Consider the following 15,861-nt stretch of genomic DNA (forward strand, 5'->3'; position numbering starts at 1 on the left):
TGGCCACGGAACCCTTATTGGCCACGGAAACACACGGAAGTACACGGAAGGCGGGGATACGGCGGGTTTTGCATTCCGTGTACTTCCGTGTGTTTCCGTGGCCAGGTTTCGCCTTTAACGACTTTCGTGGGTTCCGTGGCTAAAGCGGGGTTTTGCGGCGGGTGACATAGACGACGCCGGTCTCGATGCGGCCGTCGGGATGCAGGTCCAGCCAGCGGTAGCCGGGGGGGCGGTCGTCGAGGGTGAACGCGTCGCAGCCGGGCTTGAATTGCGTGCAGCTGGAGGGCGAGGCGAGCAGGCGCACAGCACCGCGCAGCCGGTCGAATTCCTGATGCACGTGCCCCCAGAGGAGGCCACGTACCTGGGGGTGGCGGTCGAGTACCTCGAACAGTACCGCGGCGTTGTCGAGCATGAGCCGGTCGAGCCAGGCGCTCCCGATCGGCACTGGCTGATGATGCAGACAGATCAGCGCATGCCGGTCCGGATGCTCCCGCAATGCGGCATCCAGGCGTTCGATTTCCTGCGGCCGCAGGTGACCGTGCACGGCACCGGCTACGGCGCTGTCCAGCAGGATCAGCTGCCACTCGCCCGGCAGCAGCCGTCCACCACTCTGCACCCGCGGCCCCTTCAGCACGCAGCTGAAGACGTCGCGGGCATCATGGTTGCCCGGCAGACAGTAGATCGGTGCCCCCAGCGGTGCGAGCATCCGGAGCAGGCGTCGGTACGCAGGCGTGCCACCGTCGTGACTGAGATCACCGGTGGCGAGGATACCGTCGATCCGTGACTCGCGTGCGCGTATACCATCGACCACCGTCGCGAGCGTCTGCGCGGTGTTCACCCCGTGCAACATGCCCCCGGCCCGGTCAGTCAGGTGCGTATCGGTGATCTGCACGAAGCGCAGGCTGCTCATGTCACGTCAAAGCGCTGCCAGCCACGAAACCCAGCATTGGCCACGGAACCACACGGAAGTACACGGGATACGAAACCTGCCGGATCCCCGCCTTCCGTGTTTTTCCGTGTGGTTCCGTGGCCAATATGGTTTTTTCAGGGCCAATAGCCTTTCGTGGCTTGCGTAACGTGCATGGTGAAAAGAGTTTTACCCGTGCTTTCCATGTCTTTTGCGGCACATGCCGGTCGCGCGCCGCCTATTCCGCCAGCGGCTTGATGAACACCTTGGAGTTGCGCTGGTAGTTATACAGGTCGCGGCGCCGCACGGGGAGGTCGCCCACGACGGCCGCTGCGAAGCCGCGTTCACGGAACCAGTGTGCGGTGCGGGTAGTGAGTACGAACAGCCGTCGGATACCGGCCTCGCGCGCGCGTTCCTCGATGGCGGTGAGCAGCGTGTCGCCGTATTCCTCGCCCCGGTAGTCGGGGTGCACGGCCAGGCAGGCGAGCTCACCGACCGCCTCGTCGGCATAGGGATAGAGCGCGGCACAGGCGGTGATCATGCCGTCGCGCTCGACCACCAGGAACTGATCGATCTCCATCTCCAGCAACTCGCGGGAGCGTCGCACCAGCGCGCCTTCGGCTTCCAGCGGTTCGATCAGCTCCAGGATGCCGCCGACGTCGTCGATGCCCGCCTGGCGCAGGCCCTCATAGACATCGGTTGTTACCAGGGTGCCGACACCGTCGCGGGTGAACAACTCCCGCAGCAGGGCGCCGTCGCTGGCATGGCCGACCAGGTGGGCGCGCCGCACGCCGCGCTTGGCGGCCCGGGTGAGGCTGGCCAGCTGGCGGGCGGTGTCCTCGGGCAGGGCCCGCCGGCCACGCAGCAGCTTCTCGGCGTCGGCCGGGCTGAGCTGGCGGACGGGCCTGCGACCCTTTGCCAGTCCCGGGCCGTCGGTGAGCAGGATGAGCTTGTCGGCCCGCAGCTCGATGGCGGTGTGCATGGCCACGTCCTCGGCGCTCAGGTTGAACACCTCGCCGGTGCGCGAATAGCCGAGCGGCGACAGCAGCACGATGCGCCCACCCTCCAGCTGCTGGCGGAGGGCGGCGCCGTCGATGCGGCGCACCTCGCCGGTATGGCAATAGTCCACCCCTTCGCGTACGCCCAGCGGCTTGGCGATGACGAAATTGCCACTGGCCACGCCGATGCGCGCGCCTGCCATGGGCGTGTTCGCCAGTCCCATCGACAGCAGCGCCTCCAGGTCTACCCGCAGGGTACCCACCGCCTCTTTGACGCAGGCCAGCGTCGCCTCGTCGGTGATGCGCAGGCCATTGGCATAGCGGATCTCCGCACCGGCCTTGCGCAGCCGCTCCTCGATCTGCGGCCGCGCGCCATACACCAGCACCAGCCGGATACCCAGGCTGTGCAGGAGGGCGAAATCCTGGATCAGCGCTGTGAACCCGGGCTCCGTGATCGCCTCGCCGGAAAAGCCGATGACAAATGTACGGCCGCGGTGGGCGTGGATGTAGGGCGCCGAATGGCGGAAGCCGGTGACGAATTCGCTGGTGATGGGGTTCTTGTTAGGCACAGGGGAGCTCGGTGTTGGGTTCGTGGGCTTATTTGTAACGTAAATGTTTTGAACCGCCAAGGTGGCAAGAACGATTTTCTGGAACCGCCAAGACGCCAAGGACGCCAAGAAACCTTATTGTGAACCGCCAAGGCGCCAAGGGCGCCAAGAAACCTTAATTGTGAACCGCCAAGACGCCAAGGCGCCAAGAATGCCAGAAATGAAAATATGTTGTTTTCAGTACCAGGACTGCGCGTCATGGTGAGGGAAGTCCTATTCGACGTCCAATCCAACGAAGTTTTACATCGAAGTCAGTACATGGTGCTACACCAAGCCCGCGTTTTATTTGAGTACCAAGGATACTCTTGTAGTCATAATGACTGCCCACAAAGTAATAAAGATTTTCTTGGCGCCTTGGCGGTTCCCATATTTCTTTCTTGGCGACCTTGGCGCCTTGGCGGTTCGCCCCCGGAGTTTCTGAACGTCTTGGCGGTTCAAAAAATATATCTCATCTCGTCGGTGCCACGCAGAACTCGCCGATCAGCCGTTCCAGCAGATCGAGCGTCGGTGGGATGCGGTCCAGACGCAGGTATTCGTCGGGCTGGTGCGCCTGATCAATGTCGCCCGGGCCGAGGATCAGGGTGTCCATACCCAGTTCGTTGAAGTAGGGTCCCTCGGTGCCGAAGGCGGCAGCCCCGGCGGGGTAACCGGTGAGGCGCTCCCCGGCCTGCACGATGGGTGCGCCGGCCGGGGTCTCCATCGCCGGGGTGCCGGCGAACAGGCGTTCGACCTGCAGCCCCAGGCCGCTGCCGGCCAGGCGCTGTGCCAGGCGTCGCTCCAGTTCGCCACGTAGTTCATCCAGGTCCATGCCCGGCAGTGGCCGCAGATCGATGTGCAACTCGCAGGCGCCGCAGATGCGGTTGGGATTATCGCCACCGTGGATGTACCCGAGGTTGAGCGTCGGCACCGGCACCTTGAAGAGTGGGTTGCGGTGGCGCTCCTGCAGTTCAGCGCGCCAGGCGAGGATCTCGCCGAGCACCTGATACATGCCTTCCAGCGCGCTGTTGCCCAGTGCCGGGTCGGAGGAATGGCCGGACTGCCCACGGACCCGGATGGCCTCCATCATGATGCCCTTGTGGGTGCGGATCGGCCGCAGGCCGGTCGGCTCGCCGATGATGGCGTGGCGGCCGAGTGCGCGGCCGGCCTCGACCAGGGCCAGCGCACCGGCCATGGAGCTCTCCTCGTCGGCGGTGGCGACGATGGTCAATGGCGCGTGCAGGCTGCCGGCAGCAAAGCGCCGGGCGGCCTCGATGGCCAGCGCCAGGAAGGATTTCATGTCGGCGGTGCCCAGGCCGTAGAGGCGCTGGTCGCGTTCCGTCAGACAAAACGGATCGGAGGTCCACAGCTCGGGGTCGCAGGGTACGGTGTCGGTGTGTCCGGCGAGTACCAGGCCACCGCCGCCGCGGCCCAGAGTAGCGATCAGGTTGGCCTTGTCGGGATGAATGTCCAGCGGCTGAACCTCGACCGCGAAGCCCAGGTCGTCCAGCCAGCCGGCCAGCAGGTCGATGACGGCACGATTACTCTGGTCGAACTGCGGGCTGACGCTGGACACCGAGGGTGTCCCGATCAGGCCGCGCAGCATATCCATCAGTGTCGGTGCAGAGGCAGGCATGCGCCGATTCTGTACCAACGGCGGCGGATTTGAAACGTCCCGCGGTGGGGGACTCCAAAAACCCCGTCACGGAAAATATGGAAAGCACGAAACCCACGAACAGAATCGATGTGCAAAGGCGACGGCCCGCAGGGTGCGTCCGCGCAGCGACGCACCATGACCGCGACGCGAACCCCGCGACTGAAATGGGTTTTCAGGATCAAGGCCTGCATTTGCCACCGAAGCACACGGAAGGCGGGAATGGGACGGGATTTACATTCCATGTCCTTCCGTGGCAGATTTTGGGTTGCGTGACCGTGACTACCCTTCAGGCCGGGCTGCCGGGGGCCGGGGCGGCGTGCTAAAGTGGTGGCCGGTGCACCCGCTTTCCGGCCCCCTGCCCATGATCCGCGACGCCTTGCTTGACGATCTCGATGCCCTGGTCGCGCTCGAGAACCGTTGCTTCGACCACGATCGGCTGTCGCGCCGCAATTTCCGCTACATGCTCACCAAGGCCAATGCCGCTACCCTCGTCGAGGAACACAAGGGCGAGTTGCGCGGCTACGTCCTGCTGCTGTTCCATACCGGGACCTCGCTGGCGCGTATGTATTCGCTGGCCGTCGACCCCGCCAGCCGCGGCCATGGCATCGCGGCGAAGCTGATCAAGGCGGCCGAACACGCCGCCCTGGCGCGCGGCCGAGTGTACATGCGCCTGGAGGTGCGGCCGGACAATGCCGCCGCCATCGCCCTGTATCAGAAGCTGAACTACCGTCAATTCGGAGTGGTCGACGACTACTACGAGGACCACGCCGACGCGCTGCGCTTCGAGAAACTCATGGTGCCGCACCTGCGGCCGGAGTTGGTGCGGGTGCCTTACTACGAGCAGACACTGGACTTCACCTGCGGCCCCGCTGCCCTGATGATGGCCATGCAGGCCCTGGACGACAGCGTGGACATGAGCCGCCAGACGGAGATCCGTATCTGGCGCGAGGCAACCACCGTATTCATGACCTCCGGTCATGGCGGCTGTGGGGCGCACGGGCTGGCGCTGTCGGCCTATCACCGCGGCTTCGACGTCGAGATCTATGTGAAGGACGAGACACCGATGTTTGTCGACTCGGTACGCAACGAGGAAAAAAAGGAGGTCATCCGGCTGGTGCAGGACGAGTTCATCCAGGAGGTCGCCGCGCTGCCCATTGCCGAACACTACACCAAGCTCGGCGTCGATGATCTGAAGTCCCAGTTCAACTCCGGTGGTATCCCCATCGTATTGATCAGCTCCTACCGTATCTACAAGGAGAAGTCGCCACACTGGGTGGTGGTGACCGGCTTCGATGAGCGCTTCATCTATGTGCACGACCCGTTCGTGGATTACGACATGGGTAAGACGCGCATGGATTGCATCAACATGCCGATTCTGCAGAGTGACTTCGATCGTATGGCACGCTACGGGAAGAGCGCCCAGCGTGCCGCACTGATCGTACGGCGTCGCTCCACCACGCGCAGGCGCAGGCTGGTGAAGAAGAGAGGCGTGAGGCGTGAGGCGAAAAGATCTTAGCCACGGAATCCACGGAAAAACACGGAAATATTGATTATTGAAAAGCAAAAATATATTGGTGCCCATGCAGGGGCTCGAGACTAGCAGGGTGCGTCGAGCACAGCCTGACGCACCAGGTTTTTGTACACCGATGGTGCGTCGCTGCCGCGGACGCACACTGGCAATCCTCAAGGTCCTTACAATAAATTTTTCCGTGTTTTTCCGTGGATTCCGTGGCTAAAATGGGTTTTCTTTTTTCTCCTCACGCCTCACGCCTCACTCCTCACCACCCCAAGGAACCCAGGTGACATGACCAACCAGATCATCATCGTCGACAACCTCAAGGATTGGAAGGCGGACTTTCCCGAGGCGACGGTCGTCGACGTCGACGATTACCTCACCAGCCCGGAATACTTCAAGATGCGCAATGTGCAGGTGATCAACCTGTCGCGCAGCTACCGCTATCAGAGTGTCGGCTATTATTGTGCGTTGCTGGCACAGGCGCGCAGTCATCGCACCATTCCTTCGGTGAAGACCATGCTGGATCTCTCCAGCAAGGCCATGTACGGCCTGGACGCCGAGGATTTGGACGATCTGGTAGAACGGGCCTTTCGACGCAGCGGGCAGCGTGGCGAGGGTAATACCTTTGTGCTGGATATCTACTTCGGCGAATGCGCGTACAAGAAACTCGCCGATCTTGCCCGGCAGATCTATGAAACCTTCCCTTGTCCGATATTGCAGGTCACGTTCGAGTACGGGAGCAAGTGGCGCATCAAGGAGATCCGACCGCTGGCATTGAATAAACTAAGCTCGGAACAATGTGAGCTGTTCTCCTGGGCGCTCAGCCATTACTTAAAGAAACGCTGGCGCTCGCCCAAGACCAAGGCGCCGAGCCGTTACGATCTGGCGATTCTGTACAACCCGAACGATCCTCTGGCGCCCTCGGACAAGCGTGCGCTGGCCAACTTCGTCAAGGCCGGCAAGGGGCAGGGTGTGTCGGTCGAGCTCATACAGCGTAAGGATTATGAGCGCCTGGCGGAATACGATGCGCTATTTATTCGTGATACCACACGGATCAATCATTACACCTATCGCTTCGCCAAAAAGGCCGAAAGTGAGGACATGGTGGTGATTGATGATCCGAATTCCATTCTGCGCTGCACCAACAAGGTCTACATGGCCGAACTGCTGCGCGCCAATCGCGTGCCGGCACCGAAGAGCAGCATTCTGCACAAGGCCGATATCAAGCGCATTGACCGGATCGTGGAGCGGGAGTTCGACTATCCGGTGGTGATGAAGGTGCCGGACGGGTCTTTCTCGCTCGGTGTCTACAAGGCGGAGAACCGTGCCGAACTGCTGGAGATAGCTCAGCGCCTGTTCAAGGATTCGGAACTGATCCTGGCACAGGAATATCTGTACACTGACTTCGACTGGCGTATCGGCATACTCAACCGTACACCGATCTTCGTCTGCCAGTATTTCATGTCCAAGAAACACTGGCAGATCGTCAATCATGGCCCGGGTGGGCGTATCACCGAAGGTGCCTTCAAGGCCTGGCGTGTCGGCGATGCACCCGCAGACGTGGTCACGGCGGCGCTCAATGCCGCCAATCTGATCGGCGATGGCCTGTACGGTGTGGACGTCAAGCAGAATCAGGACGGTGTGTACGTCATCGAGGTCAACGACAATCCGAACCTCGAGGCCGGTGTGGAAGACACCTATCTCAAAAGTGAACTCTACAGCCTGATCATCCGTGATTTCGTGCGCCGTCTCGACAGTCGTCGCAGGAACTGATCCTGCTGGTGGCCGTTGCATGTGGACCGTAGCCGGCACCTGTCGATCAACTCGACGGGACATGCATTTATCACGTTTCTGCAGGGGTTCATATGTTGCGCATCCGGACCATTCATGACGACGTCTCTCCAGCCAACCGCCATGCCTTGGAGCAGATCGCCGAGATCATGCGCAGTCAGTTTCCACTTGCCTCGCAACAGGAGATCGACAAACTTCCGGGGCAGCTGCGCGACCCACTCAAATACAAATTCCGTTCCATCGTGTTTGTTGCCGAGGACCAGTCGGAACGGGTGAAGGGTTTCGCGTTATTCCTGCATGTCACAGACCTGAACTTCTGTTATCTCGAGTTCATTTCCGTGGCACCGGGCACCACGGGCGGCGGGCTGGGCAGTGTCCTGTACGAGCGGGTGCGGGAGGAGGCGCTGCTGCTGGGTGCGGTCGGTATCTTCTTCGAATGTCTTCCGGACGAGGCGCATCTGGTCGAACATCCGGAGTTGCTGGAGCAGAACAAGGCGCGCTTGCGTTTCTATGAGCGTTATGGCGCACGCCCGGTGGTCAACAACGAGTTTCACAAGCCCATCAACGAAGGTGACAATAACCTGTTTTTTCTGGTCTATGACGATCTCGGCCAGGGGACTCGGGTCAGCCGCAGTCTGATGCGCAAGGTTGTGCGCGCGATCCTGGAGCGTAAGTATGGGGATGTCTGTGATGAGAAATACATCCGTGCAGTTGCTGATTCCTTCGGAGACGATCCGATCAGGCTCCGTGAGCCGCGTTATGTCAGGCGCAAGCGTGCCTTGTCCGTGCCGCCGAAAAAGATCAGCGGCAACGGTATCGGACTCATTCGCAACGAAGGCCACGACATCCATCATGTGCGTGATCGCGGCTATGTCGAGGCGCCGGTGCGTATCGCCTCCATTCTCAAGGAGCTGGACAAGACCGGTCTGTTCGAGGCGCTCAAGCCGCGCCGTGCCAGTGAGAAGTTGATCAAGGCGGTGCACGACAGTGATTATGTGGAGTATCTGCGGCGTGCCTGTGAGCAGGTGCCGGAAGGCAAGTCCATCTATCCCATCGTGTTTCCGTTACGCAATCCGCGCCGTACGCCCAGGGACTGGGAGCTGCGCGCCGGCTACTACTGCATGGATACCTTCACGCCACTCAACCGCAACGCCTATCTGGCGGTGCGTGATGCGGTGAGCTGTGCGATGACGGGTGCCGATGAGATCCTGGGCGGGCGGCATTTTGCCTATGCGCTGGTACGCCCGCCGGGGCATCATGCGGAGCGGCGTGCCTTCGGTGGCTTTTGCTATTTCAATTCCGCCGCAGTCGCAGCGCAGCATCTCAGTCGCTTCGGTACGGTCGCGGTGCTGGACCTGGACTTCCATCACGGCAACGGCACCCAGGACATCTTCTATCAACGTGCGGACGTACTGACGCTGTCCATCCACGGACATCCGAGTTACGCCTACCCGCATTTTGCCGGATTTGTCGACGAGCGCGGCGCCGCTGCGGGTGAAGGCTATAACCTGAACTATCCATTGGCCGAAGACGCATCGCCCGAACGCTACCGTAAGACCCTTGGGCGCGCACTCGCACGTATCCGCGATTTCCGGCCGGCATATCTGGTGCTGGCGCTCGGCCTCGACACCGCCAAGGGTGATCCAACAGGGACCTGGAGCCTGACAGCCGCCGATTTCCGCCGCAACGGTCTGGCCGTCGGCGCGCTCGGTCTGCCCACACTGGTGGTGCAGGAAGGCGGTTACCGCACGCGCACGCTGGGCGTCAATGCCCGGGCCTTCTTCGAAGGGCTCTGGGAGGGCTGGCAGCAGCTCAAGACGTCGCGGCGTGCCCCATGAGGCGTCGAGACTGCTGCTTTCCGTGGGCGAACCGCTAAGGGGTGCTGAGAAACTTCAGGGGGAGGGTATGAACCGCCAAGACGCCAAGGACGCCAAGAAACTTCAGGGGGGAACCGCCAAGACGCCAAGACGCCAAGAATTCTAAAAATGGAAGTATGCTGTTTTCAGTGCCAGTACTATGCGTCACGGTGGGGGAAATCAGATTCGACGTCCAATCCGACGAAAACCTTACTTAAAAGTCAGTAAATTATTGTTACACCAAACCCGCGATTCTTACGAACACCAAGCATACTCTTGTAGTCATAATTACTGCCCACCAAGTAATACAGATTTTCTTGGCGTCTTGGCGCCTTGGCGGTTCAAAATAAGGTTTCTTGGCGTCCTTGGCGTCTTGGCGGTTCCCCCCCGAGTTTCTTGGCGGTTCAAAATGATAAAAGCCAAGCTTTGGCTCCCGCCGGTCTCCCCGGTACAATAACCGGCTCTCACCGACGCCCCATCCCCGGAGATCCCCATGGCGCAGAAGCTGAACCGCTACAGTTCCCGCATCACCCAGCCCAAGAGTCAGGGCGCATCCCAGGCCATGCTCTACGGCACCGGCCTGACCGAGGCCGACATGGACAAGGCCCAGGTCGGCATCGCCTCGGTCTGGTGGGAGGGCAATACCTGCAACATGCACCTGAACGACCTGGCCGCTGAGGTCAAGCAGGGCGTGGTCGCGGCGGGCCTGGTCGGCATGCGCTTCAACACCATCGGGGTGTCCGATGGCATCTCCATGGGCACCGACGGCATGTCCTACTCGCTGCAGTCGCGCGAGATCATCGCCGACTCCATCGAGACGGTGATGGGTGCGCAGTGGTACGACGGCCTGATCGCCATTCCCGGCTGTGACAAGAATATGCCGGGTACGCTCATCGCCATGGGCCGGCTGAACCGTCCCGCGATCATGGTCTATGGCGGCACCATCAAGCCCGGCCACAGCCACGGCCAGGAGGGCGGTGAGGTGTACGACATCGTCACCGCCTTTCAGAGCTACGGGGCCTTCATCACCCACAAGATCACGGAAGAGAAACGCGAGGACATCGTCAAGCACGCCTGCCCCGGCGCCGGCGCCTGTGGCGGCATGTACACCGCCAACACCATGGCCTCGGCCATCGAGGCGATGGGCATGAGTCTGCCCTACAGTTCGTCCATGCCGGCGACCGAGCCGGGCAAGATTGCCGAATGTCATGCGGCCGGCGCGGCGCTGCGGAAACTGCTAGAACTCGACCTCAAGCCGCGCGACATCATGACCCGCGCCGCCTTCGAGAATGCCATGGTCATCGTCATGGCTACCGGCGGCTCCACCAACGCCGTGCTGCACCTGCTGGCGATGGCGCGCTCCGTCGACGTGCCGCTGGTCATCGACGATTTCCAGAGGGTCTCCGACCGTGTCCCGTTCCTGGCCGACCTCAAGCCGTCGGGCAAGTACGTGATGGAGGACCTGCACAAGGTCGGTGGCACGCCGGCGGTGATGAAATATCTGCTCGAGCAGGGGCTGCTTGATGGCGACTGCATGACCGTCACCGGCAAGACCATTGCCGAGAATCTGCAGACGCTACCCGGTCTCACGCCCGGCCAGGAGGTCTTCCATCCCATCGAGCGGCCGATCAAGGAGAGCGGCCACATCCGCATCCTCAAGGGCAACCTCGCCCCCGGTGGCTCGGTGGCCAAGATCACCGGCAAGGAAGGCCTGTACTTCGCCGGTCCCGCGCGCGTCTACGACCGCGAGGAGGCCATGCTCGCCGGCCTGGAGCGCGGCGAGATCCAGAAGGGCGATGTGGTGGTGATCCGCTACGAGGGCCCGAAGGGCGGGCCGGGCATGCCTGAGATGCTGACGCCGACCTCGGCGATCATGGGCGCGGGTCTGGGTAAGGACGTCGCGCTGCTTACCGACGGCCGTTTCTCCGGCGGCTCGCACGGGTTCATCATCGGTCACATCGTGCCCGAGGCTCAGGAGGGCGGTCCGATCGGTCTGATCCAGAACGGTGATCTGATCACCATCAACGCTGACAACAACACGCTGACCGTGGACCTCACCGATGAGGAGATCAAGCAGCGTCGTGCCGCCTGGCAGATGCCGTCCTATGTGGCGACCCGCGGCACGCTCTACAAGTTCATCAAGAACGTCAAAGACGCCTCGCATGGCTGCGTGACCGACGAGTGAAGGCGGCGCACGGCATTCAGCCGAGTGCGCGCTTCAGCAGCCAGAGTGCACCGATCAGCAGGGGTTGGTGCAGCATATAGATCAGCAGGCTGTGGCGTCCGGCAACGGCCAGCAGGCGTACCGGCAACCGGTTGCTGCGCCAGCGCGTGAGACGGGCGGGCGGCTGGCGCAGCCAGCAGCGGTCACCGAGGAAGATACCGACGAGCACCACGCCGAACCAGGGCAGCAGCGGGACATAGTCTTCCGTCGGCGGCTTGTAGGTCATGAGCCCGACCCACTGCAGGGCCGGCTGGTCGAAGAATGGGTGCGCGAAGCGGTTGCCGAGCAGAAGCAGGGCGATGCCGGTCGCCAACGCCAGGGCCGGCGCACGCACGAACGGCAGGCCGATGACACCCGCCACCGCGATGAAGTGCAGCACCCCGAAGAAGATCCAGCGCGGTCCGAACATCAGCCAACTCGTCAGGCTGATCAGTAGGGCACAACCGACGAGGTAGGCGAGCCGGCGCAGATAGGGCTTCCAGCGTATGCCGGAACGGGTGGCGAGCGTCAGGCTGATGCCGGACACCAGCAGAAAGCTGCTCAGGATCAGGGTGCGGGTATGCCGCCAGAAGGGGTCGCGGTAGAAATCGAACTGCGCGAAGCCGAAATAGGCGAGGTCGTAGCTGAAGTGGTAGCCGATCATCAGCGCGATGGCCAGACCACGCAGCAGGTCGACGGATTGCAGGCGTGTGTTCGGGGGCATGCGGCCATTGTCCCCCGTCGTCGACACCGCTCAAAGTGCCGCTGGTCCTTGCCTGGGCGGGCGCGGGCCGCGGCTCTTAGGAGCCTGCCGGACTTGGGCGATCGTAGCGAGCCGGGTGGGAGAGCGAGGCCATTTTTTCGATCCTTCGAGGAGAATAGCCGTAGCTATTTGACGAGAAGGATCGGGAAAATGGACTGCTATCCCACCGGCGCAGTAGATCAGTCCCAAGTCCGGCAGGCTCCTAGAGGCTGTCCCAGCTCGAGCGCTTGCGCAGGCGGATGCGCGGCAGGATCAGGCCGAGGATGATGCCGGCGACCATGACCCCGGCACCGATCATGAACCAGTCGCGGGCGGTGCGGTCGCGCAGTGCCACGTTTTCCTGGCGCAGGGTCTCCTGATCGCGCTGCATCTGCATCAGGGAGTTCTTCAGATCCTTGTTCTCGGCGTCGATGGCGAGCGCACTGGAGGCGGTGCGCTGGATGTCGGCCAGCTGCTTGGACAGCTTCTGGTTCTCGGCCTTGGTCTGCTCGAGCGCCTGTTCGATCGTCTGCATCTCCTTGCCGGTCTCGCTCAGACGGGTCTGGCGCTGGCGTGACTGGAGTTCCAGTTCGGCGAGCTTCTTCTCGGCGACGGCCAGACGGTCGCGCGCCGACGGTGTGGTCATGAGCAGGCGGGTCAGCACCCAGCCTTCCGTACCGCTGGGCGCCCGCACCTTCGTATAGCCACTGGCTTCGTCGTGCTGCAGGACCTGCAACGCCGTGCCGCTGGGGATCATGCGCAGGATGCGGTGCTGGGTGCTGGTTCCGGAACGCAGGGCGATCTCGAGTTCATCGGAGGCGTAGCGGGTTTCGGCCTGGGCGGTGGCGGCCAGGATGAGCAGCACGGCGAGAAGAAGCTTGCGGGTCACGGGGACTCCTCTATTTGGTGACGTCTCTGATCGGGCCTGAGGCGGTGCCCGAGGGGTGCACGCCTACACAGCCCCTCGGTGGATGCGCTCCGGCCGGGTCTGCGATTGACGACCCCTCGCGCCCCAGCCGGGAATGCGGGATGATTGCGCGAACGTCCACTTCAAATCAACCCTTCGGGCAGTATGCAGCGACTCGACCAGTTCAACTTTTCCGACATCCTGGCAGCCACGCCCGGTCCAGCGCGGGCCGTGGCCGCCGGGGAGGCGCCATGACGCAGCGCCATTGGGAACTGGACGGGGCACGTCGCTGGCTGCTGGGCGTCGAGCGACGGCTGTCACCCAACCGTGACCGGCGTCCCGACGCCGCGGACATTACGCTGATCGTGGTGCACGGCATCAGCCTGCCACCCGGTGAGTTCGGCGGCCCCTGGATCGACGCGCTGTTCATGAACCACCTCGATACCGGGGCGCATCCCTATTTTCGTCACCTGGAGGGCCTCGAGGTCTCGGCGCATGTGGTGATCCACCGTGACGGCCGCGTCGTGCAGTACGTGCCGTTTCCGGAGCGTGCCTGGCATGCCGGCCGCAGCTGTTTCCGCGGCCGCGACCACTGCAACGACTTCTCCATCGGTATCGAACTCGAGGGCAGTGACGAGATCCCGTATACCGAGGTGCAGTACCGCTGTCTGGCGGGCATCGCTGTGGCCCTGCGGCGGGCCTATCCGGGGATCGCCGCCGACGCCATCGCCGGCCACGCTGACGTCGCGCCGGGCCGCAAGACCGATCCGGGGCCGGCCTTCGATTGGCCCCGGCTCGCCGGCCTGCTCGACGGCAGTCACTTGGCTTGACGCTCGCAAGGGCAGCAGGTAGCGTTCCCGCATCCCGTCGCCAGCAGCCGCGCAGCCCATGACGCTCATCGCCATCCTCATCAGCCTCCTGCTCGAGCGCCTGCTCGATCATGTCCAGGACCTGCGGCGCTACGAACGCTATGCGGATTATATCGAGTGGATGCGCCGGCATCTGCAAGGCGATTCCTGGGACGGGCGTTTGGGCGTGCTCGTCCTGCTGGCGCCACCGGTACTGATCACGGCCGTGCTGCAGGCGGGGCTCGAGGATGCCCTGTTCGGGCTGCTGGGCCTGCTGTTCGCGATCGCCGTGTTGCTGTTCTGCCTCGGACCCCGTGACCTGGGGCATGAGCTGGCGCGCTACCGCGAGGCACTGAGCGCCGGCGACGATGAGCTCGCGACCCGCCTGGCGCGCACCCTGCTGGGCCATGAACCGCCGCCGCCTGCTGGTGCGCAGGCGCGGGCCGTCATCGAGACCGTGCTGGTACAGGCCAACGTGCGGGTGTTCGGTGTACTGTTCTGGTTCGTCATCCTCGGACCGGTCGGCGCCGTGCTCTACCGGGCGGTGACCGAACTGCGCCGGCACACCCTCCAGGACAGCGACGAGTTCGCCTGGGCGACGCGTCAGCTTACCGAAATCCTCGACTGGGTGCCGGCGCGGTTGACCGCGATGGGTTATGCCCTGTCGGGCGATTTCGAGGCGGCGGTGGCGCGCTGGCGGGCGGTCTCAGCAGGCACCGATCGGTGGCTGGTGCCGGCGTCGCAGGTGCTGATCGCCGCCGGCTGCGGTGCCCTGGATGTGGACGAGGACGAGGACGATGATGGTGACGCCGTCGACGCAAAGGTCCGCATCGACGCGAACGTCGCCTGGGACCGGACGCTGCAGTCCGCCATGGCGCTGGTATGGCGCACCCTGTCTCTGTGGGTCGTAGTCATCGCCCTGCTCACCCTGGCCGGCTGGGCGGGGTAGCGGTGTGGACCTCGGCGGTATGGCGGCACACCTTCGAGATGGCCACGAACCCCACGAAAAGCCGCTAGTGAAGCGCAACCTCTGCAGCGTACAGTAGCGGAGCGTACTGCGCCGGATGTCCTTCGGTGGCCGTGAAATGTCCGCCGCAATACACTCCGCTATTGCACCCTGCGGTGAGCTGTGCACATACCTTTTCGTGGGGTTCGTGGCCCCCATGTCTTTCGCGACGAATGAGCTGCAGGATTCCATGACCACCCCGACCACACACATCGACCTGATCCGCCACGGTGAGCCGGAGGGCGGCAGACGCTACCGCGGCCAGATCGACGACCCGCTGAGTGCTACGGGCTGGCGCCAGATGTGGGCTGCGATCGGCGCGGAGGTCCCCTGGACCGCCGTCGCCAGCTCGCCGCTGTCACGCTGCCGGGCCTTCGCCGAACGCCTGGCCGAGCGGCATGCGCTGCCGCTGTCGGTCGATGCGCGGCTGCTGGAGGTCGGCTTCGGGGCCTGGGAGGGTCGCACGGCCGCGCAACTGCACGCTGAGGACCCGGATCAGATCCGACGCTTCTACCTCGATCCGGTGAATGCGCGGCCGGCCGGTGCGGAACCGCTGGCCGATTTCCGCACCCGCGTGGTCGCCGCCTTCGAAGCGCTCGTATGCCAGCATGCCGGCGGACATCTGCTGGTGGTCACGCACGCCGGGGTGATCCGCGCGCTGGTGGCGCACGTGCTGGGCGCGCCGCTGGAGGCGATCTACCGCATCGAGGTGGCCTATGCCGCGCTCACCCGCATCCGGCTCGATGGGGAACGCCCGCCGACGCTGGTCACGCACGCTGGTTGTCGTGTCTAGGGGATCTCTGCAACAGCCCATCAAGCGATCCCCCAGGGGTACACTGCGCATCG

The 15,861-nt window shown here is 63.3% G+C and carries 12 protein-coding genes; 7 read left to right on the forward strand and 5 right to left on the reverse strand.

What is annotated here, in order from left to right:
* Window positions 1–139: 139 nt before the first annotated feature.
* From cpdA to argE, 3 genes are all read right to left on the reverse strand, one after another.
* On the reverse strand, window positions 140–910 hold the full coding sequence (gene cpdA / locus K8I04_06430; GenBank protein ID MBZ0071346.1) for a 3',5'-cyclic-AMP phosphodiesterase: 771 nt from the start codon (window positions 908–910) through the stop codon (window positions 140–142).
* 235 nt (window positions 911–1,145) lie between these two features.
* Entirely contained in the window at window positions 1,146–2,474 is a 1,329-nt protein-coding gene (gene argA, locus K8I04_06435) for an amino-acid N-acetyltransferase (protein ID MBZ0071347.1), read from the reverse strand.
* A 487-nt stretch (window positions 2,475–2,961) separates the two neighbouring features.
* Entirely contained in the window at window positions 2,962–4,125 is a 1,164-nt protein-coding gene (gene argE, locus K8I04_06440; protein ID MBZ0071348.1) for an acetylornithine deacetylase, read from the reverse strand.
* A gap of 382 nt (window positions 4,126–4,507) precedes the next feature.
* On the opposite strand from argE, the gene K8I04_06445 reads away from it, so the two are divergent.
* The 4 genes from K8I04_06445 (at window position 4,508) to ilvD (ending at window position 11,494) form a co-directional block, all read left to right on the forward strand.
* Entirely contained in the window at window positions 4,508–5,662 is a 1,155-nt protein-coding gene (locus K8I04_06445; protein MBZ0071349.1) for a GNAT family N-acetyltransferase/peptidase C39 family protein, read from the forward strand.
* 288 nt (window positions 5,663–5,950) lie between these two features.
* A complete protein-coding gene (locus K8I04_06450; protein ID MBZ0071350.1) occupies window positions 5,951–7,435 on the forward strand; it encodes a RimK family protein in 1,485 nt (494 codons plus the stop codon).
* A gap of 92 nt (window positions 7,436–7,527) precedes the next feature.
* On the forward strand, window positions 7,528–9,291 hold the full coding sequence (locus K8I04_06455; GenBank protein ID MBZ0071351.1) for a histone deacetylase family protein: 1,764 nt from the start codon (window positions 7,528–7,530) through the stop codon (window positions 9,289–9,291).
* Window positions 9,292–9,802: 511 nt separating this feature from the next.
* Entirely contained in the window at window positions 9,803–11,494 is a 1,692-nt protein-coding gene (ilvD, locus tag K8I04_06460; GenBank protein ID MBZ0071352.1) for a dihydroxy-acid dehydratase, read from the forward strand.
* Window positions 11,495–11,510: 16 nt separating this feature from the next.
* On the opposite strand, the gene K8I04_06465 is transcribed toward ilvD, so the two are convergent.
* On the reverse strand, window positions 11,511–12,236 hold the full coding sequence (locus K8I04_06465) for a DUF1624 domain-containing protein (protein ID MBZ0071353.1): 726 nt from the start codon (window positions 12,234–12,236) through the stop codon (window positions 11,511–11,513).
* Between the two features lie 241 nt (window positions 12,237–12,477).
* On the reverse strand, window positions 12,478–13,143 hold the full coding sequence (locus K8I04_06470; GenBank protein ID MBZ0071354.1) for a TIGR04211 family SH3 domain-containing protein: 666 nt from the start codon (window positions 13,141–13,143) through the stop codon (window positions 12,478–12,480).
* 269 nt (window positions 13,144–13,412) lie between these two features.
* On the opposite strand from K8I04_06470, the gene ampD reads away from it, so the two are divergent.
* The 3 genes from ampD to K8I04_06485 all read left to right on the forward strand — a co-directional run bounded on the left by ampD (window position 13,413) and on the right by K8I04_06485 (window position 15,808).
* Window positions 13,413–13,991: a 1,6-anhydro-N-acetylmuramyl-L-alanine amidase AmpD gene (ampD, locus tag K8I04_06475; protein MBZ0071355.1), complete on the forward strand. Its 579-nt coding sequence runs from the start codon at window positions 13,413–13,415 to the stop codon at window positions 13,989–13,991.
* 58 nt (window positions 13,992–14,049) lie between these two features.
* Complete coding sequence (gene ampE, locus K8I04_06480; protein MBZ0071356.1) at window positions 14,050–14,958, forward strand: regulatory signaling modulator protein AmpE; 909 nt, start codon at window positions 14,050–14,052, stop codon at window positions 14,956–14,958.
* Window positions 14,959–15,205: 247 nt separating this feature from the next.
* Window positions 15,206–15,808: an alpha-ribazole phosphatase family protein gene (locus K8I04_06485; protein ID MBZ0071357.1), complete on the forward strand. Its 603-nt coding sequence runs from the start codon at window positions 15,206–15,208 to the stop codon at window positions 15,806–15,808.
* Window positions 15,809–15,861: the final 53 nt, after the last annotated feature.

The organism is Gammaproteobacteria bacterium (assembly GCA_019911805.1).
Lineage (GTDB): Bacteria > Pseudomonadota > Gammaproteobacteria > Thiohalobacterales > Thiohalobacteraceae > JAHJQQ01.

Coding starts and splice junctions, on each gene's coding strand:
- cpdA (MBZ0071346.1), bottom strand. CDS start 910: ATGAGCAGCCTGCGCTTCGTGCAGATCACCGATACGCACCTGACTGAC.
- argE (MBZ0071348.1), bottom strand. CDS start 4,125: ATGCCTGCCTCTGCACCGACACTGATGGATATGCTGCGCGGCCTGATC.
- K8I04_06445 (MBZ0071349.1), top strand. CDS start 4,508: ATGATCCGCGACGCCTTGCTTGACGATCTCGATGCCCTGGTCGCGCTC.
- K8I04_06450 (MBZ0071350.1), top strand. CDS start 5,951: ATGACCAACCAGATCATCATCGTCGACAACCTCAAGGATTGGAAGGCG.
- K8I04_06455 (MBZ0071351.1), top strand. CDS start 7,528: ATGTTGCGCATCCGGACCATTCATGACGACGTCTCTCCAGCCAACCGC.
- ilvD (MBZ0071352.1), top strand. CDS start 9,803: ATGGCGCAGAAGCTGAACCGCTACAGTTCCCGCATCACCCAGCCCAAG.
- K8I04_06465 (MBZ0071353.1), bottom strand. CDS start 12,236: ATGCCCCCGAACACACGCCTGCAATCCGTCGACCTGCTGCGTGGTCTG.
- ampD (MBZ0071355.1), top strand. CDS start 13,413: ATGACGCAGCGCCATTGGGAACTGGACGGGGCACGTCGCTGGCTGCTG.
- ampE (MBZ0071356.1), top strand. CDS start 14,050: ATGACGCTCATCGCCATCCTCATCAGCCTCCTGCTCGAGCGCCTGCTC.
- K8I04_06485 (MBZ0071357.1), top strand. CDS start 15,206: ATGACCACCCCGACCACACACATCGACCTGATCCGCCACGGTGAGCCG.